21 protein-coding genes are annotated in these 21,915 nt (G+C 61.7%); 6 read left to right on the forward strand and 15 right to left on the reverse strand.

The genetic code is table 11. The features are described from left to right. Positions 1–5: 5 nt before the first annotated feature. The 5 genes from C1725_RS15995 to C1725_RS16015 form a co-directional block, all read right to left on the reverse strand. Positions 6–827 (reverse strand): ABC transporter permease subunit, encoded by an 822-nt coding sequence (locus C1725_RS15995; RefSeq protein ID WP_102412665.1) that lies wholly within the window; start codon positions 825–827, stop codon positions 6–8. 13 nt (positions 828–840) lie between these two features. Next, the gene (locus C1725_RS16000) at positions 841–1,758 is read right to left on the reverse strand and encodes an ABC transporter permease subunit (protein ID WP_102412667.1); all 918 of its coding nucleotides are present in this window, start codon (positions 1,756–1,758) and stop codon (positions 841–843) included. Between the two features lie 71 nt (positions 1,759–1,829). Beyond that, entirely contained in the window at positions 1,830–3,095 is a 1,266-nt protein-coding gene (locus C1725_RS16005; protein WP_102412668.1) for an extracellular solute-binding protein, read from the reverse strand. 224 nt (positions 3,096–3,319) lie between these two features. Continuing rightward, entirely contained in the window at positions 3,320–3,808 is a 489-nt protein-coding gene (rpiB, locus tag C1725_RS16010) for a ribose 5-phosphate isomerase B (protein ID WP_102412670.1), read from the reverse strand. After that, on the reverse strand, positions 3,763–4,839 hold the full coding sequence (locus tag C1725_RS16015) for a substrate-binding domain-containing protein (RefSeq protein ID WP_102412672.1): 1,077 nt from the start codon (positions 4,837–4,839) through the stop codon (positions 3,763–3,765). The genes rpiB and C1725_RS16015 overlap by 46 nt, the downstream gene beginning before the upstream one ends. Before the next feature lie 165 nt (positions 4,840–5,004). Between C1725_RS16015 and C1725_RS16020 the strand changes: the two genes are divergently transcribed. The 4 genes from C1725_RS16020 (at position 5,005) to C1725_RS16035 (ending at position 9,630) form a co-directional block, all read left to right on the forward strand. Beyond that, entirely contained in the window at positions 5,005–5,691 is a 687-nt protein-coding gene (locus C1725_RS16020; protein WP_102412674.1) for a winged helix-turn-helix domain-containing protein, read from the forward strand. Further along, positions 5,684–6,664, forward strand: coding sequence for an ATP-binding protein (locus C1725_RS16025; RefSeq protein WP_102412676.1), 981 nt, complete (start codon positions 5,684–5,686; stop codon positions 6,662–6,664). Before C1725_RS16020 ends, C1725_RS16025 begins: the two co-directional genes overlap by 8 nt. Before the next feature lie 148 nt (positions 6,665–6,812). Beyond that, positions 6,813–7,595, forward strand: coding sequence for an ATP-binding cassette domain-containing protein (locus C1725_RS16030; RefSeq protein WP_102412678.1), 783 nt, complete (start codon positions 6,813–6,815; stop codon positions 7,593–7,595). Further along, the gene (locus C1725_RS16035) at positions 7,588–9,630 is read left to right on the forward strand and encodes an FtsX-like permease family protein (RefSeq protein WP_102412680.1); all 2,043 of its coding nucleotides are present in this window, start codon (positions 7,588–7,590) and stop codon (positions 9,628–9,630) included. The genes C1725_RS16030 and C1725_RS16035 overlap by 8 nt, the downstream gene beginning before the upstream one ends. A gap of 298 nt (positions 9,631–9,928) precedes the next feature. Here the strand turns inward: C1725_RS16035 and C1725_RS16040 are convergent, their stop codons facing one another. Continuing rightward, complete coding sequence (locus C1725_RS16040; RefSeq protein WP_102412682.1) at positions 9,929–10,786, reverse strand: DNA adenine methylase; 858 nt, start codon at positions 10,784–10,786, stop codon at positions 9,929–9,931. Between the two features lie 86 nt (positions 10,787–10,872). Between C1725_RS16040 and C1725_RS16045 the strand changes: the two genes are divergently transcribed. Both C1725_RS16045 and C1725_RS16050 read left to right on the forward strand, forming a co-directional pair. Next, positions 10,873–11,106 carry a helix-turn-helix domain-containing protein gene (locus C1725_RS16045; protein WP_102412684.1) on the forward strand — a complete coding sequence of 78 codons (234 nt, stop codon included), beginning with the start codon at positions 10,873–10,875 and terminating at the stop codon, positions 11,104–11,106. Further along, positions 11,093–11,932, forward strand: a complete 840-nt coding sequence (locus C1725_RS16050; RefSeq protein ID WP_346026740.1) for a DUF7687 domain-containing protein — start codon at positions 11,093–11,095, stop codon at positions 11,930–11,932. The genes C1725_RS16045 and C1725_RS16050 overlap by 14 nt, the downstream gene beginning before the upstream one ends. 89 nt (positions 11,933–12,021) lie before the next feature. On the opposite strand, the gene C1725_RS16055 is transcribed toward C1725_RS16050, so the two are convergent. The 9 genes from C1725_RS16055 to C1725_RS16090 are packed head-to-tail and all read right to left on the reverse strand — an operon-like array spanning position 12,022 to position 21,867. Then, on the reverse strand, positions 12,022–12,780 hold the full coding sequence (locus C1725_RS16055; protein ID WP_102412685.1) for a CHAP domain-containing protein: 759 nt from the start codon (positions 12,778–12,780) through the stop codon (positions 12,022–12,024). Positions 12,781–12,788: 8 nt separating this feature from the next. Further along, a complete protein-coding gene (proC, locus tag C1725_RS19495) occupies positions 12,789–13,586 on the reverse strand; it encodes a pyrroline-5-carboxylate reductase (protein ID WP_346026741.1) in 798 nt (265 codons plus the stop codon). 14 nt (positions 13,587–13,600) lie between these two features. Beyond that, complete coding sequence (locus tag C1725_RS19500; protein WP_346026742.1) at positions 13,601–15,427, reverse strand: hypothetical protein; 1,827 nt, start codon at positions 15,425–15,427, stop codon at positions 13,601–13,603. 44 nt (positions 15,428–15,471) lie between these two features. Next, the gene (locus C1725_RS16065; protein ID WP_346026743.1) at positions 15,472–16,122 is read right to left on the reverse strand and encodes a sugar transferase; all 651 of its coding nucleotides are present in this window, start codon (positions 16,120–16,122) and stop codon (positions 15,472–15,474) included. A 36-nt stretch (positions 16,123–16,158) separates the two neighbouring features. After that, positions 16,159–17,175 (reverse strand): glycosyltransferase, encoded by a 1,017-nt coding sequence (locus tag C1725_RS16070; protein ID WP_102412687.1) that lies wholly within the window; start codon positions 17,173–17,175, stop codon positions 16,159–16,161. Next, positions 17,172–18,512, reverse strand: coding sequence for an O-antigen ligase family protein (locus tag C1725_RS16075; protein WP_102412688.1), 1,341 nt, complete (start codon positions 18,510–18,512; stop codon positions 17,172–17,174). The genes C1725_RS16070 and C1725_RS16075 overlap by 4 nt, the downstream gene beginning before the upstream one ends. Before the next feature lie 39 nt (positions 18,513–18,551). Beyond that, positions 18,552–19,736, reverse strand: a complete 1,185-nt coding sequence (locus C1725_RS16080) for a glycosyltransferase (RefSeq protein WP_102412690.1) — start codon at positions 19,734–19,736, stop codon at positions 18,552–18,554. Beyond that, a complete protein-coding gene (locus tag C1725_RS16085; RefSeq protein ID WP_102412692.1) occupies positions 19,733–20,857 on the reverse strand; it encodes a glycosyltransferase in 1,125 nt (374 codons plus the stop codon). The genes C1725_RS16080 and C1725_RS16085 overlap by 4 nt, the downstream gene beginning before the upstream one ends. Continuing rightward, the gene (locus C1725_RS16090; RefSeq protein WP_346026744.1) at positions 20,854–21,867 is read right to left on the reverse strand and encodes a glycosyltransferase family 2 protein; all 1,014 of its coding nucleotides are present in this window, start codon (positions 21,865–21,867) and stop codon (positions 20,854–20,856) included. The genes C1725_RS16085 and C1725_RS16090 overlap by 4 nt, the downstream gene beginning before the upstream one ends. Positions 21,868–21,915: the final 48 nt, after the last annotated feature.

Consider the following 21,915-nt stretch of genomic DNA (forward strand, 5'->3'; position numbering starts at 1 on the left):
AATTTTCAGCCTTTGACGCCGCCGGCTGTGATGCCCTCCATGAAGGAGCGTTGGAAGATGAAGTAGAGAATCAGGATGGGGAAAACGCAGATCATCGCTGCCGCGAAGATGTACCCGTAGTTGCTCGCGCCCGGCATGCTCCGAAAGCTCGTGACCGCCAGCGGAATGGTCCACTTATCGGAGTCCGTCAGGATGAAGAGCGAGAGGTTGAACTCGTTCCACGCGCCGATGATCTTGAAGATGAACAGGGCGACCAGCCCGCTGCGCGCCAGCGGCAGATAGACCCGCCAGAAAATCGCGAACGTTCCGGCGCCGTCCATCTTCGCGCTTTCGCCGAATGAATCGGGAATGTCCAGGAAAAAGTTGCGCATCAGGAAGATGCCGAACGCCATGCCCGTGCCCAGCATCGCCAGGACGACGCCGTTCAGGTTGTTCTGCAGGCCGATCGCCTGCACCTGCAGGCGCGTAGAGAGCAGGTTCGCCTCACCGGGGACAAAGATGCCCAGCAGAAAGAGAAAGAACAGCCAATTCCACCGCCTGATCCTCAGCTTGGCAAACGCATAGCCTGCCAAAGAGTCCAGCGCAATCCCCAGCAGCGGCGCAAGCACGGTGATATAAAGTGAATTTTTAAAATATAGCCCCAGCCGCGCGCGGCGCCACGCCTCGGCATAGTTAGAGAACCGCCAGTTCGGCGGAATCAGGTTGCCCGAATAGATCTCCACCGTGTTCATCAGACTGCACATCAGCACCCACAGAAAAGGCACGATGGCGACGAGGGCGAAGACCGTCAAGACCGCGTACAGCGGCCAGTTCCTGCGCTCCTTCACGTTTCATCCCTCCTTACGCCGCGTAGCGGTCGCGAATCGCGTTGAAAACGCGGGTAATGACGATGATCATCAGGCCGAGCACGATGCCGCTCACCATAGATTGTCCGTAATTCTGCTCACGGAAGGCCTTCACATATCCGTACAGCGTCAGCAGATAGCTGGACGTCCCCGGCCCGCCCTGCGTCATGACCCAAACGGTCGAGAAGCCCTTGAGGCCGTTGATGATGCCCATGCTGAACACAAACGAAAAGACGTTTTGAAGGCCCGGGATGGTGATGTGAATGAACTGGTCGAACTTGTTCGCCCCGTCCAAATCGGAGGCCTCGTACAGATCGACGTCGATATTTTGAAGGCCGGCCAAAAAGAGCGTCATGTAGTAACCGTAGGCCTGCCATGAACTGGCGAAGCTGATGGCGTAGATGGTGATCTTCGGATCGCCCAGCCAGCTCGCCTTGAGCGATGAGAGGCCGAGCGCGTCCAGCATGCCGTTGAGCATGCCCATCTGCGGATTGAAGATCAGCGTCCAGATGATGCCGCTGACGGAAAGCGCGATGACGTTGGGCATGAACAGCACGTTGCGAAAGAGCGTCTTCGCGTAAGCGATGCGGGAGATAAAATAAGCGAGCACAAAACCGAAAAAGCAGGCAAAGACGAGGTGCATGACCGTCCAGATAAAGTTGTTCTTCAGCGATTGGTAAAAGAGCGGGTCCTTCAGCACGTACCGGTAATTGTCGAGGCCGACAAACTTCATTGCGGGATTGACGCCGTCCCAATCGTGAAAGCTGATCTGAACTGTGCGGAGCGTCGGAATGATGACGAAATAAACGAGAAGCAAAAAGGACGGAAGGACAAACAGCAGGGCTACGGCGTACTCTTTCCAGGTCTGTCTGCGGCGTAAAGTCCGCCGCGCCGGTATGACTGCGCTTTGCATAATTTCACCCCTTCAGGATTTCTTCCTGAGTGCCTGCCGGAGGAGGGGGCTCCCCCTCCGGCAGGTTAGGATCACTTATTGGCGAGATATTCCTCTTTGGAAGCCTGCAGCTCCTCTGCGATCTGATCGACCGTCTTCGTCTTCATGAGCAGTTCCTGATTGTCCGCGTAATAGACCGACTTCAGATTGCCCAGCAGGTATACGCTGGGGTTGTAGCCGGTGCCGCCCTGAAGCTGTTCAAAGGCGCTGCTGACGATCGGGTTCAGGTTGAGCAGCGAAAGGTCCTCTACCTGAATGGCGCCGATGCCATATTGCCACTCATCCATGCTGCCAAGACAGATCTGATAATCCAAGGAGGCGACATAATCCATAAAGCGAAGCGCGCCCTCGAGGTTCCTAGCGTTCTTGTTGACCACCCAGCTATGCGCCATGCCCGCCGTGGGAATGGCCGCGTCGCCCTTTACGCTGGGGAAGGCGAAGGAAGAAACCTGCGCCATATCCAGCGTACCGTCGGCAAAATACGTCTTGAGGTTGCCCTGGCCCGAAAAGATCATCGCCGATTGTTTCATTGCAAAACTGGTAAATGCTTCATCGCCGCTGATCGCTACCACGTCGCTGTTAAAGTAACCGTTGTCGTAAAACGCCAGCACCTTGTTCAGCGCCTGCTTAAAGACGTCGTCCGTGAACTTGCCGTCGCCGTAGATGAGGCCCGTCATGAAATCGCGGCCGGCGACGGACTGAAAAAAGTTTCCCATGACCCAACCGAGCTGATAATTATCCCTGCCGCCCACGACGATCGGCGTCATGCCGCTGTCGCGAATCGTGGCGCAAATCTTCTCAAAATCCTCAAAGGTCTTGGGCTCTTCAAGACCCAGCTCGTCAAATATCTCCTTGTGGTAGTAAACCGAAAAGACGTCCATGCCGTTGCAGATTTCCCACATCTTTTCATCGTTGTTGTGGATCGTCTCGATAATGGAGGGATTCACGACCTGATCCCAGCCCCGCGAGGCATAATAGGGCGTCAAGTCCTCCAGCAGACCCGCCTGCGCGAGCGGCAGCACGCGGCCGGGGCCGGAATTGACCAGCAGCACATCAGGCGCATCGTCCGAGGACAGCATCGCGACCGTGGCGCCCGTGTCGATACCCTGACCGAGCTTGCGGATTACCTTGATGTCCGGGTTCTTGCTCTCAAAGTCCGCGATGACGTCGTCAAAAAAATCGTTGTCGTAGGTGAGCACCTGAATCTCGCTGACCGGCTCTTGGGCAAGTGCCAAGGCGGGGACCAGCAGGAACGCACAGATGCAGAGGGAGAGGATTGCCGTGAGTTTTCTCTTCATACGTTGGGGCCTCCTATCTTATTTTCCAAAGGGCTTTGCATGCAAGCCCTTTAGGTTTCAGGGGGATAATGAAACGTTCCATTTATCTGGTAAAAAAATATTCCGTTGTGTCGAACGAATGAAACCTTTCATTTCACACATAATACCGTACTTCTTTGTGTCTGTCAAGTCATTTGTGCTTTTATTTCTCCGATTTTCGTTTATTTCGCACAATCTCAGGAAATTCAGCGCATGTGCTCGAGGTCAGGGCGCCAGCTTTCCCCAGTAAAATGAACCTTTTCACATTCGTCGATCAGCGAAAGTGAGATGTCGTGCCTCCCGCCCAGATACTCGGCAAAGAGCCATTCATCCAGGATGGAGAACGCCTCGAACAGGCCCGTCGTCTTTCCGCCGAGGCAAAGGACGTTGGAGTCGTTGTGCGCGCGCGTCATTCTGGCGGTGTATGCGGACGTGCACAGCGCCGCGCGCACGCCGCTGAACTTGTTTGCGATGATCGACATGCCGATGCCCGTGGAGCAGATGAGGATGCCGCGCTTCGCCTCGCCCGAGGAAACCGCGCCCGCTACCTGCGCGGCATAGTAAGGATAGCGGACGATCTCGGTCGAATGACAGCCCACGTCCCGATAGGGAATCTTCCGTTCTTCCAGGTAGCTCAGGATGTCCCGCTTCATTTCGTAGCCGCCGTGGTCGTTTCCAATCCAGATGGTGTCCATTCGTCTTTCCTCCTTTTTCCGCTGCCGGGCTGGGCGAGCGTGTCGCGAAGCTTCATCCGCGTTTCCAGCACAAGATTGCGCCGCGCCAGGTCCTCATGCCTTCGCCGCGCCTCAATTCTCTCGATCAGCAGGCGCACCGCCGACTCGCCCATCTCATATTTGGGATGCCAGATCGTCGTCAATCGCGGGAAGGACCACTGAACGTTTTGCACGTCGTCGTATCCGACGACGGACAATTCCTGTGGCACGCGGATGCCCAGTTCATACGCGCCCGATATGGCGCCCAAGGCCATCATGTCGTTGGCGGTCATCACCGCCGTCGGCGGCTGCGGAAGCGCCATGAGCGTTTTGATGCTCTCGTGGCCGCTCCTGGCGGTAAAATCGCCTTGGCACACGTATTCAGGCACATCGGGCAGCCCCAGCTGACGCAGGGTCTCCTGGTAAGCCTCCAGGCGGCGCGCGCTGGAAAACGAGTCCTGAAGTCCGGAGATGAAGGCGATCCGCCGATGCCCCCTGGCTGCGACTTCGCGCACAGCGCGCTCCATGCCCTGATAGTCCTCTACGTTCACCGTGTCACAGCTCACCAAAGCGGGATTCGTATCCAGAAGAACCAGTGCACATTGCTCCGCCACGGCATCGATCCGCTTTTGCGAAATTCTCGGCTTGAACAGCAGTATGCCGTCCACGTTCTTGCTGAGCAGCGCCTCGATCGCGTCCTCTTCCTTCTTGATGGAGCGATCCTTGTTGCACAGGAAGACGTTGTACTGCGCCCGACGGGCGGCGTCGTCCACGCCGCGCGCCACCTCCGGATAAAAGGGATTCGTGATGTCCGGAATCACCAGGCCGATGGCGTTCGAACGGTTCGAGCGCAGCTGCGAGGCCGCCTGATTGCGCCGGTACCCAAGCTGCGCGATCGCCTGTTCCACGCGCTCGCGGTTCTCCACGCTGACCGTAGGAAGCTCGTTGAGCACGTTGGATACCGTCCCCAGGGACACGCCCGCCAGTTTTGCCACGTCTCGAATGGTCGTCATCCGTATCCCTCCCTTTGAATGAATGGTTTCATCAATTCATTATAGCGTATTTTGCTGCTTCTGTCATGCTATTCCCGAAGGTTCGCAAAAGAAACCGCGTTTAAAATACCCGCCCCTTGCCCAAAGCCGCAAATCTCCGTATAATAAGCGCCAGGAGGGATCGCCATGTACCGCATCATGATCGTCGAGGACGACCTCACCATCGCCTCCGTCGTCGAGGACAGCCTCTCCCGCTGGGGCTATGAAGCGCGCTGCGCCGTGGACTTTGAACGCATCGACGCGGAGTTTTCGGCCTTTTCGCCGCACCTCGTCCTCATGGACGTCTCCCTTCCGCGCTTCAACGGCTTTTACTGGTGCCAGCGCCTGCGCGAGCGCTCGCGCGTGCCCATCCTCTTCCTCTCTTCCCACGTAGAGAGCGTAGACCAGGTGATGGCCATGACCATGGGCGGGGACGACTACGTCACGAAGCCCTTTTCCATGGAGGTGCTGCTCGCCAAAATCGCCGCGCTGCTGCGCCGCGCCTACAGCTACGCGTCGCCGCCGGAGGCGGGCGAGACGTCCCTGAGCGCGCGCGGCGCGGCGCTCAGCGTGCAGGACGCCACGCTGCGTTTCGGTTCGCAGCGCGTGGAGCTCACGCGCAACGAATCCCGCATCCTGCTGACGCTGCTCGCCCGGAAAAATGAAATCGTCCCCCGCGAGGCGCTCATGAAGGCGCTATGGGACGACGACGTGTTCGTGGACGACAACACGCTGACCGTCAACATGGCGCGCCTTCGCCGCAAGCTCGAGGGCATCGGGCTTTCGGAGTTCATCCAAACCAAAAAGGGGCTGGGGTACGTGATCCATGATTAAAGCATACCTGCGCGCGCGGCGCGGCGCGATCCTCGCCGCCTGCGTCACGGCGGCGATGGTGCTGGCCGCCTGCATTGCCGCCGGGCAGCCGCTGGCGCCCGTCGTCTACGGGCTGTTCCTGTCCGCCTTCGTGCTCGCCCTCGCGGGCGCCGTCGGCTTCTTTCGATTTCGCGCGCGGCTCCTTGCGCTTCGGGCCGTCAGGGCGCGCGACGAGGCCGCGCCCCTCCTGCCGCCGCCCGAGGACGCGCAGGAGGCGGAATACCAGCGGCTGCTCTCCGCCTTCTTTGCGTGCGCGCAGCAGCAGCGCACGGAGGATGAACGCGCGCGCGGCGAGCTCATCGCCTATTACACGATGTGGCTGCACCAGGTCAAGACGCCGATCGCGGCGCTGCGGCTGCTGATGGAGCGCGGGCCCGTCGATCCGGCCGCGCTCTCGCGCGAGCTGTTCGCGATCGAGCGCTACACCGGCATGGCGCTGGAGTACGCGCGTCTCCTGCACGCGGAAAGCGACCTCGTGATCGAAAAGGCGCGGATCGAGCCGCTGGTGCGCCAGAGCGTCAAGCGCTATGCCGAAATGTTCATCGCCAAGCACCTCACGTTGACGCTCGATCCGATTTCCCTCTCGGCGCATACGGACGAAAAGTGGTTCTGCTTCATCCTGGAGCAGCTGCTCTCCAACGCGGTCAAGTACACGCACCGGGGCGGCGTGCACATTTATGAACAGGCCGGGGCGCTGTGCGTCGCGGACAGCGGCATCGGCATCCGCTCTGAAGACTTGCCCCGCGTGTTCGAGCCCGGGTACACGGGCTACAACGGGCGGCTGGACAAGCGCGCAAGCGGGCTGGGCCTGTCGATGGCGCAGCGCGCGGCGAAGATGCTCGCCATAAGACTGACGCTCACCTCCACGCCCGGCAAGGGCACCACGGCCCGCCTCGTCTTCCCCGCGGAGGGAGAGATCACGGCGCGCGCCTAACCTTACACAAATGTCACCCTGCCGTCACGAGGATCGATGGCAGGGCGTCTGTTTTTGCGGTATGCTGACGGCGGGCTCACAGGAAGCCCGGGCAGGCCGGCCAAGCGACGCCGGAACGGCCCTAAGCAAGGAAACGGAGGCAAAAGACATGGAGCTGCTCGAAGTACAGCATATCAAGAAGATTTACCGCACCCGCATGGGCGCACAGGCGTTTACCGCCCTGCACGACGTAAACTTCACCGTCGGCCGGGGAGAATTCGTCGCCATCATGGGCCCGTCGGGCTCGGGCAAGACCACGCTGCTCAACCTGCTCGCCTCGCTGGACAGTCCGACGAGCGGGGACATCCTGCTGGAAGGCCGCAGGCTCGCGGATATCCCGGATCGGGAGCTGGCGCGCTTTCGGCGCGACCATTTGGGCTTCGTGTTTCAGGACTTCAACCTGCTGGATACGTTCAACCTGCGCGACAACATCCTGCTGCCGCTGGTGCTCTCCTCCACGCCGGTCGCGGAGATGGAAAAGCGTCTGGCGCCCCTGGCGGAGACGCTGGGCATCACCCGGCTGCTTAACAAGTATCCCTACGAGGTGTCCGGCGGCGAAAAGCAGCGCGCGGCCGTCGCCCGCGCGGTCATCACCGGCCCGCAGCTGCTGCTCGCGGACGAGCCGACCGGCGCGCTCGACTCCAAGGCTTCGCAGCACCTGCTACAGACGCTTTCGAGCTTTCATCAGGCCGGTCAGACGATCCTGATGGTCACCCACAGCGCCATGGCCGCCAGCTACGCCTCGCGCGTGCTGTTCATCCGCGACGGCCAGCTCTTCTCGCAGATCTATCGCGGCGGACAGGAAGGCGCGCCGGGCGACCGCCGGGCGTTCTTCGACAAGATCGTCTCCTCGCTCACCGTGCTTTCCGACGGGGGTGTGGACATTGGCTAAGCTGTACGCGCCCCGGCTCGCGCTTGCCAACCTCACGCGCAATCGCCGGATGATCTTTCCCTACTTCATCGCAGCCGCCCTGATGTCTGCGATGTACTTCATCATCACCAACCTGCTGCTCGCAAAAAGCATTCAGAACATGAGCCATGGGGCGACCACGCAGAGCATGCTGATGATCGGCCAGTACCTGATGACGCTGTTCATCGTCGGGTACATGTTCTACATCAACAGCTTTCTCATGAAGCGCAGGAAGAAGGAATTCGGCCTGTACGGCGTGCTGGGGCTTGAAAAGCGCCACGTCGCGCGCATCATCCTGCTGGAAAGCCTGTATCTGAACCTGGCGGCCCTCGCGCTGGGGCTCGCCATCGGCTGCGCCTTCGGCAGGCTCTGCTTCCTCGCGCTGATGCGCGTGATCCGCGTGGCGGCGGGCAGCGTCTACCGGCTGGAGCCGGACGCCCTTACCGCGACCTGCGGCGTCTTCTGCGTCGTCTTCGTCCTGACGACCGCCTATAACCTCCTGCAGGTCTACCGCGCGAACCCCATCGAGCTGCTGCACGGCGGGCAGAAGGGCGAGCGCCGCGCGCGCTTCACCCCGCTGATGGCCGTGCTGGGCGCCGTGCTGCTCGGGGCCGCCTACGCCTGCGCGCTGCTGGCCGCCAGCCCCATCAACGCGATGCTCCTGTTCTGGCCGGCGGTGCTGCTCGTCATCGTCGCCACGTACCTGCTCTTCACCGCCGGCAGCGCCTTTGCGCTGAACCTGCTCTCTCGCTGCCGCTCCTTTTACTACCGCCCCGGCCCGTTCATCGCCGTCTCCTCGCTCAAGTACCGCATGAAGCAGAACGCGGCGGGCCTTTCCAACATCTGCATCCTCTCCACCATGGTGCTGGTCACCATGACCGCCTGCTGCGGGCTCTACTTTGGGCAGGAGGACATTGCCCGCGAGCGCAATCCCTTCGACATCGCGAGCCATGCGGCGCGCGACAGCGACGGGAGCGACGTCTACGACGCCTACGCCGACCTTCTGGAGGAGGCCCGCGCCGCGTCGAAGTCCTACGGCGTGCAGATAGAGGACGCGCTGCTCTACCGTTCGGCAAGCGGCGGCTTGTGCGCCATTGCGCAGGACGGCGCCGTGCGCCTCGGCGTCGATCCGACGGGGCTGGAATCCTATTCCGTCACCGACCTCGTGCTGCTCCCGCCCAGCGCGTACAGGACGCTCACCGGCGAAGCGCTCGACCTCGCCGCAGACGAAATCGGAATCCTCTACGACCGCACCCTCTCCTTTGACCGGGACGCGCTGGGCGGCTACACGCCGGTCGGACTGGGCTGGCCGGAGCTCGCCATCAGCCGGAAGGAACGCTCCTTTGCGGCCCTGCAGCGCGATTTGGGCGCCGGCACGGATGTTCTGTACGTCGTCGCGCCGACGGACGAGGCGATGGGCGCCCTCACAGAGCTCCTGAAAATTCCGGACCGCAGGCCCAACCGCGCAAGCCTCTGCCTCAACCTGACCGGCCCGGAGGACGCCTGCCTCGCCTTTGCCGGCCATCTCCGGGCGCTGCACGGCGAACGCATGAAGGTCCTTTCCTCAGGCGAGGGCATCACCTACAGCTTCGACGACATCTACAACGAACGGCTGGACGGCTACGCGCTCTTCGGCGGGCTGATCTTCATGGGCGTGTTCTTCGCGCTGCTGTTTCTGGTCAACACCGTGCTCATCATCTACTTCAAGCAGGTGTCGGAGGGCTATGAGGATCGCGACCGCTTCATCATCCTGCAAAAGGTCGGGATGGGCGACCGCGAGGTAAAGCGGACGATCAACCAGCAGATTCTGCTCGTGTTCTTCCTGCCGCTGCTCGTCGCGCTGCTCCATACGGCGTTCGCGGCCCCCATGCTCGCGCACGCGATGGAAGCCTTCTCCCTGCACAACGCCGGCCTCACGTTCCTGTGCGCGCTCATCGCCAGCCTCTGCTTCAGCGCGGTGTACGCGCTGGTCTTCCGCCTCACCGCGCGCACCTACTACGGGCTGGTGAAGCGCTAAGCCGAAGACGCGAAAAGGCTCTTTTCCGATCCGCATCCCCGTCCGCATGGCGGTTCCTTGCGGTCGGCCAAATGCCCCCGCCGGAAAGGCGGGGGCATTCGTATCGGCAAGCCCTATCTACAGGCGCAAAAAAGCGGGGGCCTTGGAGCGCCCTACGTAAAGAAAGTATCCTGATTATAAAGCATAACTAAAGAGAGACCGACGTGACTGTTGTAGTCACGCCGGTTTTGCACTAATATTTGGATTTTGCTATCAAAATCCGATGCTCGCTATAGCTGAGGACATAAAAATGTAGTACTTACCATGTGAGTAATAATTGATCGTCGACTTTTTTGCCTTTCATTTCTTCTCCATTGTTTTGAAGTCTGTCAATCATTGACGTTCCGCAATCCACAAGAAGTTTTCGCTCAAACAATCCATCTGGTGGTGTTACTGAAATATCCTTTTCCTTTGAATCCCGCATTCCGTTAATTGACAGCATTACTTTTGCGCCACGTTCTTTGCATTCGAAAATCATTTTCCAGAGAACATCAATATCAAAGTCTTGGGCACCGTAAATGATACTCTGTGAATGTGTATATGGGGGGTCACAATATACAACGTCACCTTCTTGGGGGCGTTTCATGGACTCCATATAGCTTTCGCAGGTAAATGATGCTTTTTGCAATAGGGTATGCCATTGAGTGATACGCTTTTCAAATGTTTCCGGACTGATTGGCTTATGTGGACCTCGTGGCGTACTCATATAACCATCGGCTTTTCGAAATCGAATGACACCGGAATAGCAGGTTCTTGATAGCAAAACAAAATCACGTGGGTCATGTTCGGCGTTGAAACGATCTCTGATCTCATCATATTTTTTTATGGGATTTTGATAGTACTCAGAGATTTCTTTTTTATAGTATTCAATAATAGTTTGTGGGTTCTCTTTTGTAGTGTTGAAAATATCAATCAGGAAAGGCAAAACATCGCTCCCATAAGCATGCTCAAGATGTGGAAACAACATCGTTGCATCAGCATGAAGTAATTCTGCCATTACTGCACCACTACCTAAAAATGGCTCATAATAGTTGTTAAAGCTATGAGGCATAAATGAAATAATCGTTTCTGCGAAACGTTGCTTATTGCCTATCCATTTTAATAAAGCTGGTATCAAGGTTTTAACTCCGCTATGTGACTTATAGTCTGTAGATCAATAGTCTACATTCTTATTATAATAAACAAGTCAGGAGGTGTCAAGTCATGCAAAAAGATTTGTTGCTTGCTTTTGGACAAACTGTCCGTAAACTCAGACTTTCGAAAGATATATCACAAGAAAACTTTGCTGATATGTGCGATTTACACCGTACATACATTAGCGATGTTGAGTTAGGGAAACGGAATGTTTCTCTTGAAAATATTAGGAAGATTGCAACGGCACTTAACATGCATGTATCAGAACTTTTTCAGGAGGTTGAAAGAAATGCAAGCATTTAAGGTATTTAAGGGGATGGATGCTTCTTTTTGGGCATTTGTAAAATTTATTTCTGAAAACCTCGGATATACCGAACGGGGCGAGGGTCTTGTCAAGGAATATTCAATTAGTACGATTAAAGCTCTCTGTGAGGAACGTGGTATAAATGCATCAGAGGAAGTTATAGTCAATGTTGCTCAATATTCAAAATTGCGTGCTGATTTACTCAATGGATATGCTAAAAACATGTTTATGGATGCACAAACAGCTAGTGAAGAATTTCAAAATTTGAAAACAATTCATAAGGTTGGAAATTATTACTGTAAGCTTCCTCTGAACAAACAAAAAGGTGAAATGAAACAAGTTGCTTTTTTTACTGCAATTATAAATATCATTGCAGAGAAAACCATAAGAGAAATTACAGGCAATAGTTATTCAATGGGATTTGATGATGATCCTCGTAGTTTAGCTTATATTTGGGATGATGGTAGAATAATTGGTGCTTCATCACGACGTTTTGACGGCGCATATCCAAGTATAGAAAACCCCAGATTAGTTTGGGAAATCAAAGAATATTATTATGCTACAACATTTGGTAGCCGGGTTGCTGATGGCGTCTATGAAACTCAATTAGACGGATTCGAATTCAAAGAGTTGTATGAAAGAACTGGCAGAAAGGTATATCATGTATTATTTATTGATGCCTATAGGACATGGTGGGTTCAAGGAAAATCATATCTTTGCCGTCTGATTGATGCGATGAATTCTGGCGTTGTTGATGAAGTAATTGTCGGCCGGGAAGTTCTTACCCGGTGGCCTGAGCTTTTACATTCGATTATTAAGAAATAACTTATAATGAGAAGGGAGGCTCTTCCTTACGAAGTGCCTCCCTTCTCGCCCCCGCTTTTTTGCACGCCGCGCGCCGAAAGCCCGCGGCTTTATTCCCACGTCCGGCAAAAGCCGAAGACGTACCAGCTTTCGTTGTGCAGCTTGTACTGGCAGTTGTCGTCCGTGCGCTCGTCCTCCGGCACGACGAACATGTTGTGATACGCCTTCTTCGGCGTCAGGTCGTAGCGGTAGCGGTAGCGCTTGACCGTGGAGTTCACGTTGCCCTCCAGCGTCGTGATTTCGTACACGCCGTCGCCCAGCGCCTGCACGCTTTCCACCATCGCGATGTGCGTGTAGGGCGTGGAGCCGCGCACGCCGTAGATGACCAGATCGCCCGGGCGGGGCGGCTCCGTCTCCGTCCAGCGCCCAACGCTCTCAAACCCGAGCTTGACGTTGCCCACGCGCCCCTCGATGCACGAGAAGATGCCGTCCTCCGGCACCACCACCGCGTCCTTCTTGAAGAGCGGAATGCCCGCTTCGTTCGCGCACCAGATCAAAAACACCGAGCACCAGCCGATCTGCCGGTGGTCGCCGTAGTACCAGACCGTGTACTTGTTGTCCTTGGGCAGCTTCTGCCAGTCGTTTGCCTCAAATTCCGCCCGCGCCACCTCGATGAAGCGCCGGATCTTCTCCGGCACCTCGTCCTGCGCGTCATCGCCTGACGCATCCGCATTCAAAAGCGCCTGCGCATCCGGCGCGGGCGCAGCCGGGGCATCCCCCGCGGAAACGAGCTCCAGCTCGCCGCCCAACGCCCAGGCGGGCGCAAGGCAAAGGCAGAGCAGCAGGGCGATCAGCCTCCTTGCGTTCATGCAACCCCTCACTTCAGCTTCTCCGTCTTCTCGACCGTCGCCGTCACCGCGTCGATGACCGCCGCGCGCATGCCGCGCCGCTCCAGCAGGGCCACGCCCTCGATGGTCGTGCCGCCGGGCGAGCAGACCGCGTCCTTCAGCGCGCCGGGGTGCTCCCCCGTCTCCAGCACCATTTTGCCCGCGCCCAGCACGGTCTGCGCGGCGAGCTGATAGGCGAGCTTTCGCGGCACGCCGTTTCTGACGCCGCCGTCCGCCAGCGCCTCGATGAACTGATAGACGAACGCCGGGCCGCAGCCGCTGATGCCCGTCGCCGCCTCAAAGGCGTGCGGCTCCACCTCGCAGACCTCTCCCGCAGCCCCAAACAGGCGCTGCACGAAGGCGTATTCCGCCGGCGTCGCCGTGTGCTGCGCGTCGAAGACGCACATGCCCGCGCCCGCCAGCAGCGGCGTGTTGGGCATGACGCGCACCACCCGCGCGCCGTCCGGCAGGTGCCTGCGGAGCTTCTCCATGTCCCAGCCCGCGACGATGGAGACGACCAGCTTGCCGCGCAGCCCTTCCCCGACCTCTTCCAGCACCTGCGAAAGGTACACGGGCTTGACGCACAGCAGCACGCACTCGCTCTCTTGCGCAAGCGCCTCGTTCGTGCGCGCGCTCCTCACATGAAAGCGTTCCTCCACGCGCCTGCACGTCTCCTCGTGCCTTGCCGTCACCAGAATTTCCTCCGGCGGGACGATGCCGCTCTTCACGATGCCGCCGATGATCGCGCAGGCCATGTTGCCCGCGCCGATGAAACCAAGCTTTGCCATTTCTTCCGCCTCCGTCAGTCCGCCAGGGTGAGCGTGAGCGCATCCTGCAGGTCGTACATTTCCTCTTTGCCCTCCTGCACGACGGCGATCCGCCAGCCCGGTTCGCTCGCCCGCAGGGTGTACTCCGCCTTGCCCTGCGACACGCGCCGGCTTTCCACCGTGAAGAGCGTGTCGCCCACGCGCAGGTTTTGAAGCTTCCAGCCGTCCCAGCCGATGGGCGTGTGCGGTTCCCAGCGGATTACGCGGCGCGGCGACTGCGGGTGCACGCCGAACAGGTAGCGCGTCATCGGCCAGACGATGCCCGCAGGGGCCTTCGCCTGCACGAACACGCCGTCCGCCGCGTCCTCGTCCGTGAGCGCGCCCGGCATGCCCTCGGTCAGCGTCGCGGCGATGCGCCGCACGCAGCCCAGCATCTGCTCCACGTGCCCGCGCGCGCCGTGCCACGCGGCCTGCTTGGAAAGCGGCGCGCCCTCCGGCAGCGCCTCCTCCTCCGTCGCCTCGACGCGATTGGCGATGTCCAGCCATTCCTGCGCGCCCGCGTACGAGAGCGCGTCCAGCATGGCGGCGTACTGCATGGCGATTCGCCGCACGGTCTTGGGGTAGACCAGCGAAAAGTCCTGAAAATTCTTCGTCGCGCGGCGGATGTAGTTCATGCACTGCACGAGAAAGGGCATCATCTCCGCGAGGAAAGCCGTATGCCCCGTCCACTCGAACGCGCGCCACACGAGCGACAGGAAGCGCGCGCTTTGCAGCGCGTCGCCCGGGGAGAGCACGCGTCCGTCCGGGGCGATACCCCCGGCCACGCGGCCCGCGGGGCCGTCCGCCTCCTGGCTCACGTCGCGCAGGAGCAAAAGCGCTGCCTCCAGCGTCTCCACGCCGCCCAGCGGCAGCATCGCGGAGAGCGCCTCCTCCCCGTCGCCCAGGAAGAACCCAGGCGCTTCCGGCAGGTTCTCGCACACCGCGCGCGCCCCGCCCGGCACGGCGCGCATCAGCCACTCCAGGTTCACGTTCGCCCAGTTCCAGGCGCGCTCGATGTCCGCGTCCGGCAGGGTCGCCAGCGCGCTTTCCGCCATCACGCCGAGCCGCGCGCACTTGCTTTTTAGCATCGCCTCCGCGCCGCTGCGCAGGCGCTCGATCAGGTCCTCGGCCTGCGAGCGCGCGATGCGCCCGCCCGCGACGTACAGGCGGATCGACGCCTGGCCGCCCGCCGGAAGCCTGAGCCTGTAAAAGAGCCGTCCGTTGATGCCGCGGCCGTGCGTGTTGCCAAAGCCGTAGACCTCCTGCGGCATGTCCCACAGCAGCACGGGCGCCTGCCGGTCCGCTCCCCAGCACACGTGCCAGGGGTTGCGCGTGTCGCGCGCGTAGAACGCCTGCGTGCGCTCGTCGTACTCGCACACGTCGCGGCCGGTCTCGCGGTCGCTCTCCTCGCTGTGCGCGGGCAGGATGTCCGTGCGCACGGTGAAGGAAACCTCCGCCATGCGCGGCGCGGGCCGAAGGTTTTCGATCAGCAGATCGACGACGCAGCCCGCCGCGCCGTCCGGCACGAACTGCCTGCGCACGACGTGCAGCCCCGCCTCCTGCAGGCGGTAGTGAAACGTGCAGCACTCCGGCCGCGCCTCGAACGCGTCGCATACGCGCAGCGGCACGTCGTCGATGGCGAAGAAGAAGCCGTCGCACAGTTTGAGGTCGCCCGCCCACAATCCGCCCATCTCGCCGGGAATCGCGCGGCCCATGTCCGGGAAGAGCCCGTCCTGCGTGCCGATGAGGCAGGCGCGGTCGCCCGCGGTCACGCACGGGTCGGTGAGCTGATGGTGTTTGAAAATCTGATACGCTTTAGGCATTGTAAATCCTCCTCCTGGGGCGCCGCCCCATCCCCGCACGGGGACTACTCTCCCTGGGCCACGGCGAAGATCGTGCGGAAGATCAGCCGCACGTCCCCCGCGAGGGAAAAGCTCTCGATATACTGCCGGTTCAGCTCGAGCTTTGCGGGCATGACCGTCTCCACGTAGGCGCGCTCCGGGTCGTCGCTCCCCGCGAGCAGGTCGTTTTCGTTCCGGTACGCGATGGAGGCGATGTCCGTGATGCCCGGGCGCACGAGCAGCACCTTGCGCTGCTCCGGCGTGTAAAGCCGCACGTAGCGCGGCACCTCGGGCCGCGGGCCCACGAAGCTCATGTCCCCCAGCAGCACGTTGATGAGCTGCGCCAGCTCGTCCAGCTTGTACTTTCGCAGCACCGCGCCCACGCGGGTGATGCGCGCGTCGCCGCCGACCGTGATCTCCGGCCCGCGCCTGTCCGCGCCGTCCGTCATCGTGCGCAGCTTGAAGATGCGAAACACGCTCCCGCCGCGCCCCACGCGCACCTGCCTGTAAAACACGGGCCCCGGCGAATCCAGCTTGATCGCCGCGGCGCAGACGAGCAGCACCGGCGAGAGCACCGCAAGGCCCGCCAGCGAAAGCGCGACGTCCGCCGCGCGCTTGACCGCGAGCTGCCCTTTCTTCTTCGCGAGGGTTTCCTCGATGTCCTCCCAGTTGCCCACGAAAAGCCCTCCACCGTCTTCATATTTTCTTTCATTCTATCGCATGAGGCTGAACAGCGCCGTCAGCAAAAGCGCCTGCCGCCCGCGCATCAGCGCGAACTTGACGAAAAGGCGCGGCGGCAGCCCCCGCAGGGACACGTCCGCGAAGAGCGCGCGCACCGGTTCCCTTCGCATGTACGCCCTCGCCTCCCTGACCCTTTGCGCAAAGCCGTACGGCGTGCCCGGCAGGCAGAGGTTCTCCACCGCCTGCACCGCGCACTTACGCTTGCGGATGCGCATGCGCGGCCCGTAGGCTTCCAGCAGCCCCTCCGCCTGAAACGCCGCCTCCAGCTGCTGATGGCAGCGCTCGTAGGAAGCCGGCACGTAGGGGCTGTAGCGCTTGGTGACGGATTCCGCGTGAAAGCGGTAATGGTACAGCGGCCGGTTCACCACGACGGCTCCGTTCGCGCGCAGCAGCGCCTTCACGATGAACAGCAGGTCCTCCGCGTAGTGAATGTCCGCGTCGAACGAGAGGCCCTGGAGCAGGGCGCGGCGAAAGAGGTTGCGCGGGGTGTAGCCGCTCACCGGCAGCTCCTCGCTGTCCGTCTTCGTGGAGAGCATCGCGGGGACGATCGTCTCGCGGATGCCCGAGGCGGAAAAGCACGCGCCGTCCTCGAAGGGCAGGTTCACCTGCACCGCGCGCCGCTCAAGGTTCTTGTAGACCCCGCAGAAGCTCATGTCCGCGTCCCTGCGCTTCGCCGCGTCGTAAAGCACCTCGTACATCGGCGGCTCGATCCAGTCGTCCGCGTCGCAAAAGCCGACGTACTCGCCCTGCGCCGCCTCGATGCCCCGGTTGCGCGCGCAGGAGACGCCCAGGTTCTTGCGCTGCGTCAGCACCCGCACGCGCGGGTCGCGCCGGGCGTAATCGAGCAGCACCGTGGGCGTCGAGTCGGTGGAGCAGTCGTCCACGACGAGGATTTCAAAGTCCGAAAGCGTCTGGCCCAGCAGCGAATCCAGGCACTCCTTGAGATAGTGCGCGCCGTTGTACACCGGCACCACGATGGAAACCTTCATGCCTTTTCCTCCGACCCGTCGTCCATCAGGTTCGAGCGCAGCAGCACGCCCTGCAGCAGCAGATAGGCGCAGCCGACGACGGAAAAGGGCGCGTAGACCGATTCAAACAGGCTTTCCATGATGAACACCACCGAAAAGGCCAGCGGCGCCATGTAGAGCGGGCTCTTGCGCCGGTGCAGCCAGTAATACCGGCCCGCGCGCCAGGTGGAAAGCGCCACGTAGCAGAGGAACAGAATGCCCGCGGGCCAGCCGTTCTGGTAGGCGACCGCCACGAACGAATTGTGCGAATTGAACCTGCGCGCGCCGCCGTCCCAGGCCGCCCACTCCTCCACGACAGCCGTCTCGTGGCCGAAGAGCGTCAGGTTGGAAAGCGCCATGCGCCAGATGCCGTAGCGGTCGCTCGTCAGGTCGTCGAGCGTCATCCTGCGCTCCTCCGGCGGATCGACGATGATCGGCGCGCCGTAGTGCTCGTTGTTGTAAAGGGCCGTTTCCCAGTCGTCCACGGCCACCTGATGGAACTTGAGCTGCGTGACGTACAGGCCCACGCCGCCGAGCGCCACCACCGCCGCGAGCGTCAGGGCGATCACGCGGCCGGGCCGCCGCGCCGTGCGCAGCAGCATCGCGGGCACGACGATCGCGAGCACCCCGATGTAGGAGAGCAGCGCCGAGCGCGAGAGCGTCAGCAGCAGCGTCGCGCTGCCCACCGCGGTCACGGCGCCGTAAAAGACCGCCTGCCCCTTCTTCTTTTCCAGCCACGCCGTCTGCGTGAGCAGCAGCGCGCTCACGCTCATCACGATGCAGCACATGGCCAGGCCGTTGGCGTTGTAGAACACGCCGTAATAGCCGGGGTAGCCCAGCACCAGCGGCTTTGCCGCAAACGACCAGACGAGGAAGGGCAGCACCGAAAACACGCAGCCCATCAGGATCGAGCGGAACGTCCCCCGGTCCTCGCGCGACGTGAACACCGAGAACACGAAGGGATAGGCGATCAGAAGCGCCAGCGCCTCCGGCAGCCAGTCCTCAAAAAAGAGGCCGGAGACGACCATCCATCCGTGCAGCGCGAACCAAAGCCCCGCCATGCCCCTGTGCCAGCGCGCCCGGTGCATGCCGGGCGTCCGGGCCGTAAAGGAGACGATCAGCACCAGCACCATGCCGAAGAGCACGAAGTACATCCAGCGCATGGGAAACTTGCGCTGCGTGAAGAGCACCGTATAAAAGAGGAGCGCCGTCACCATGGGCGTGAGCAGCCGCGTGTCGAACAGCTCCGCAAACACGCCCACGCACCGGTCGTACAGCCTGAGCAGGCCCGACGAATCCACGCCGTCTTTCTTCTTCATGATTGCACCTTCCTTCAATGAGCGAGGATGGGAAAGGGGCTACCTGCCGGAAAGCACCTTTCGGTAAAACGCGGACGTGCGGCGGGCGTTTTCCGCCCAGGAGAGGGAGAGCGCGTCCCTTCGCGCCCGCGAGCGCAAGTCCCGCAGGCCGTCCGGCGCGCAAAACACGCGCCGAAGCGTCTCTTCCACCGCCTTCGCGTCGCCCGCGGGCACGAGAAAGCCATTTTCCCCGTCGCGGATCGTCTCGGCGATGCCCTCGCCCACGCTGCCCACCGCCACGCAGCCGGAGGCCATCGCCTCAAGGTAGACGATGCCCTGCCCCTCGTCGTAGCTGGGCAGCACGAAGGCGTCGCTCTCCGCCATCAGACGCATGACCTCCGCGTGCGAAACGCCGCCGGCGAGCACCGCGCGCGCGCCCAGCCCGCTCTCGTCGATGCGCCTTTGCAGCGCGTCCCGCTCCTCCCCGATGCCCACGATCGTGAGGCGCGCGTCCGGAAAGTCCGCGGATAGGGCGATGAACGCCTCCAGCGTCGCGCCCATGCACTTGCGCGCCTTGAGCGTACCGACCGAAAGGATGCGGCGCGGCGTATTCACGGGCGCGGGGCGCACGAGCGAGAGATCCACGCCGTTGGGAATCACCTCGCAAAGCCCGCCGTCCCGGTAGGGCTCCACCAGCGAAAGCAGCTTGCGCGAAACAGCCATCAGCCCGTCCACGGAGCGCGCCGTCTCCGCGTTGCGAGGGCTGGGCACCCGCCCGCCGCCGAAGTAGCGGAAGACGTCCGTGCCGTGCACGGTCAGCGCCATCGGCACGCCGAGCCGCCGGGCGATGAAGAGCCCCGCGTGCCCGTCGCGGTCGAGCATGTGCGCGTGCAGGATGTCAAAGGGCTTGTCCCGGTGCAGGCGCCGGGCGATCCGCATCGCCGCGCGCGCCTCCGGGCCGCCGCCGAGCAGCCGCTCGCCCGCGTCGCCCAGCGCCGGGAAGCGCGGGTAGTAGACGGGCACGCCCTCGACCACCGCGCGCCTGGGCGTGCCGCGCACGACCGCCGCGGCCTCCGGGCGCAGCCGGTCGTAAAAGGGCAGCGTGCCCACGGGCGATATCACCTGCACGTCGTGCCCCAGCGCGCGCAGGGCCTTCACCTGGTCGTGCACAAAAAAGCAGTAGGGGCTGTTGTCCTGCTGGCGGTGCACCAGCACGAGCACCCGCAGCGGCCTTTCGTTCGTCATGCGCCCGCCTCCCTGTAGATGTCCCGCATCCTTTCGGCCACGCGCGGCCAGGCGAGGCTGCGCGCGCGCTCGACGCACCGGGCGCTTCGTGCCTCGTACCCCTTCAGGCACGCGGCCGCCTTGTCCGCCATGTCCGAAACGTCGCCGGCGTCCACGTGAAAGCCCACGTCGCCCTCCGGAAACTGGCCGTCAAATCCCTGCCCGCGCGTGTACAGCACGGGCAGCCCCCGGCTCATCGCCTCCAGATAGACCATGCCGAACGTCTCCGCCGTGGAGGGGACGAGCAGCAGGTCGCACCCGTCATAGAACGATTGAAGCGCCTGCATCCCTTCTACGCGGCCGAGCAGCTCCGCGCGGCCCGTCCGCACCGACGGGGACAGCGAGAGCTTTTCCCGCAGCTCGCCGTCCCCCGCGAGGTGCACCGTGACCCTGCGTCCCGGCAGGCGCTGGGCGAGCAGCTCCGCCGCCGCCATCGCGCGCTCCGGCTGCTTGCGCGCCGTCAGCTTCCCCGCGAAGGCGATCCGAAGGCGCCCCTCCGGCAGCGCGTGCGGGCGGCCGGTGAGCCACGCCTCCTCGATGCCGTTGGGCACGACCGCGGACTTTTTCAGGATCGCCTCCCGATCCCCCGCGGGCACGTAGCGCGAGAGCACCCTGTCCCGATGCACCGGCGAGAGGAAGAGCACCCGGCTCGCAGCGCGCAGCATCCGCAGCGCGTAGGGGCGCAGGTGCGGTTCGTACTTAAAGAAGTATTCGATGTCCGAAAAGCGCAGCGTCACGACGAACGGAAGGCCCGTGCGCTGGTGCAGGCGGTAGGCGATGCCCCCGTCCGTGAACAGCGTGTGCGCGTGCACGAGCGTCACGTCCGCAAGATCCATCTTTTCAAGCAGGTCGGGCAGGGCGCGGCGCGCCTTGGTGAAGTAGAGCAGCCTGTCCATCGGGCGGACGATCAGGCTGTATCGGACGGGATACGCGCCGTCCTCCGGCAGATTCTTGCCCATGTCCCCCGCCCGCTTTTCGGGCACGTAGACGCTCTGCGCGACGCCCTGCGCCGCGAGGTGGGAGAAAAGGCTTTTGAACACCTTCGTGTCCGCGTAGTTGCAGCAGATGTGCAGAATCTTCATTTCTTCCCCCGCTTTCCGCCCAGAAAGCGCGGGAGGGCGAAGACGCCGCGCAGCGAGCCCAGGCCGTAGGCGATGTGAAAGGCCGGAAAGATCACCGGCAGCACGGGCAGGTACTTCATGCCCAGGCGCTGCGCGACGGTGTAGCTGTAAAAGGCGTCCAGCGAAAGGTACGCGAACCACTCCAGAGCGAGCAGCACGCCGAACACCTGCGGCCCCAGGAGCAGGGAAAGCGCCAGCAGCACGAGCGTGGAGAGCACGAAGCACAGCGGCACGAAGTGGCGCACGCCCATCGATCCCGGGCACAGGAACAGGGTGACGACGTTCCACATGCCGTTTTGAAAGCCCATCTTCATGATGCCGCGCAGCGTGTCGCGGCAGTAATACGTGCAGCGGATGTTCTGGTCGAGGTAGATCTTGCCCCCGTTTTTGCGGATGCGGTAGTTGAGCTCGTTGTCCTGGTTGCGCGTCAGCCGCTCGTCGTACAGCCCGATGCGGTCGAACAGGTCGCGCCGGAACGCGCCGAAGGGCACGGTATCCACGTAGCCGCTGCGCACGTCCAGCCGAAACATGGAGTTGCCCACGCCGAACGGCGTGGACAGCGCGCCCGCGATGGCCTCGCCCATGTAGCCGCGCCCGCGCGTCACGCACACGCCGCCCGCGTTGTCGCACGCCACGCTTTGCAGCGCGCGGATGCAGCCGGAGACGTAGTCGCGTGCGTACTCCGCGTGCGCGTCCATGCGCACGATGTACTCGCCCCGGCTTTCGAGGATGCCGACGTTCATGGCGTAGGGCACGGTGCGGTTCGGGTTTTGAAGCACGCGCAGCAGCGGATGTTCCGCGCGCATGGACTCCAGAATTTCCACCGTCCGGTCCGTGGAGCAGCCGTCGACAAAGAGCACCTCCATCCGCTCCTTCGGGTAATCCTGCAAAAAGAGCGATTCGGCGCACGCGCGTATGTACTTTTCCTCGTTGCGCACGGGCAAGACGAGCGATATAAAGGGTGCCTCCATGTGTTCACATCCAATTCCGTCCCGGCTCGCGGGGCGAGGGCATAGTCC

Source organism: Beduinella massiliensis (assembly GCF_900199405.1).
GTDB classification, from domain to species: domain Bacteria; phylum Bacillota; class Clostridia; order Christensenellales; family Aristaeellaceae; genus Beduinella; species Beduinella massiliensis.

What these genes read in the sequence shown, in the direction of transcription:
- C1725_RS16030 (WP_102412678.1), top strand. Translation starts at nt 6,813, where the DNA reads ATGGAGCTGCTCGAAGTACAGCATATCAAGAAGATTTACCGCACCCGC.
- proC (WP_346026741.1), bottom strand. Translation starts at nt 13,586, where the DNA reads ATGGCAAAGCTTGGTTTCATCGGCGCGGGCAACATGGCCTGCGCGATC.
- C1725_RS16045 (WP_102412684.1), top strand. Translation starts at nt 10,873, where the DNA reads ATGCAAAAAGATTTGTTGCTTGCTTTTGGACAAACTGTCCGTAAACTC.
- C1725_RS16000 (WP_102412667.1), bottom strand. Translation starts at nt 1,758, where the DNA reads ATGCAAAGCGCAGTCATACCGGCGCGGCGGACTTTACGCCGCAGACAG.
- C1725_RS16015 (WP_102412672.1), bottom strand. Translation starts at nt 4,839, where the DNA reads ATGACGACCATTCGAGACGTGGCAAAACTGGCGGGCGTGTCCCTGGGG.
- C1725_RS16050 (WP_346026740.1), top strand. Translation starts at nt 11,093, where the DNA reads ATGCAAGCATTTAAGGTATTTAAGGGGATGGATGCTTCTTTTTGGGCA.
- C1725_RS16085 (WP_102412692.1), bottom strand. Translation starts at nt 20,857, where the DNA reads ATGAAGATTCTGCACATCTGCTGCAACTACGCGGACACGAAGGTGTTC.
- C1725_RS16055 (WP_102412685.1), bottom strand. Translation starts at nt 12,780, where the DNA reads ATGAACGCAAGGAGGCTGATCGCCCTGCTGCTCTGCCTTTGCCTTGCG.
- rpiB (WP_102412670.1), bottom strand. Translation starts at nt 3,808, where the DNA reads ATGGACACCATCTGGATTGGAAACGACCACGGCGGCTACGAAATGAAG.
- C1725_RS16020 (WP_102412674.1), top strand. Translation starts at nt 5,005, where the DNA reads ATGTACCGCATCATGATCGTCGAGGACGACCTCACCATCGCCTCCGTC.
- C1725_RS16070 (WP_102412687.1), bottom strand. Translation starts at nt 17,175, where the DNA reads ATGAAGGTTTCCATCGTGGTGCCGGTGTACAACGGCGCGCACTATCTC.
- C1725_RS16005 (WP_102412668.1), bottom strand. Translation starts at nt 3,095, where the DNA reads ATGAAGAGAAAACTCACGGCAATCCTCTCCCTCTGCATCTGTGCGTTC.
- C1725_RS19500 (WP_346026742.1), bottom strand. Translation starts at nt 15,427, where the DNA reads ATGCCTAAAGCGTATCAGATTTTCAAACACCATCAGCTCACCGACCCG.
- C1725_RS16080 (WP_102412690.1), bottom strand. Translation starts at nt 19,736, where the DNA reads ATGACGAACGAAAGGCCGCTGCGGGTGCTCGTGCTGGTGCACCGCCAG.
- C1725_RS16025 (WP_102412676.1), top strand. Translation starts at nt 5,684, where the DNA reads ATGATTAAAGCATACCTGCGCGCGCGGCGCGGCGCGATCCTCGCCGCC.
- C1725_RS16075 (WP_102412688.1), bottom strand. Translation starts at nt 18,512, where the DNA reads ATGAAGAAGAAAGACGGCGTGGATTCGTCGGGCCTGCTCAGGCTGTAC.
- C1725_RS16090 (WP_346026744.1), bottom strand. Translation starts at nt 21,867, where the DNA reads ATGGAGGCACCCTTTATATCGCTCGTCTTGCCCGTGCGCAACGAGGAA.